Annotated in this window: 1 protein-coding gene; it reads right to left on the minus strand. The window is 65.0% G+C overall.

The annotated features are described in order from the left end of the window. Window positions 1-463, minus strand: a 463-nt coding sequence (locus EN994_RS36015) for an FAD-dependent oxidoreductase (protein ID WP_245466003.1), incomplete at both ends; no start/stop codon positions are given.

The following is a 463-nucleotide window of genomic DNA, read 5'->3' on the forward strand; positions in this document are numbered from 1 at the left end:
GACAGATAGAGCGCCTCTTCCACCGCCGAATTGCCGCCGCCGATCACCGCGACATCCTTGCCCCGGTAGAAGAAGCCGTCGCAGGTGGCGCAGGCCGAGACTCCAAAACCCATAAAGTCCTGCTCGGTCGGGATGCCCAGCCATTTCGCTTGCGCGCCGGTCGCGATGATCAGCGCGTCGGCGGTGTAGGTGGTGCCGGAATCGCCCTTGGCACGGAACGGTCGCACGTTGAGGTCGACCTCGGTGATGATGTCGTTGATGATGTCGGTGCCGACATGCTCGGCCTGTTTCAGCATCTGCTCCATCAGCCACGGACCCTGGATCGGGTCGGCGAAGCCGGGATAGTTCTCGACATCGGTGGTGATCATCAACTGCCCGCCCTGCTGCAGGCCGGCGACCAGCATCGGCTTCAGCATGGCGCGGGCGGCGTAGACCGCCGCCGTATAGCCGGCCGGGCCGGAAC

This window comes from Mesorhizobium sp. M7A.F.Ca.CA.002.09.1.1 (genome assembly GCF_003998555.1).
Lineage (GTDB): Bacteria > Pseudomonadota > Alphaproteobacteria > Rhizobiales > Rhizobiaceae > Mesorhizobium > Mesorhizobium ciceri.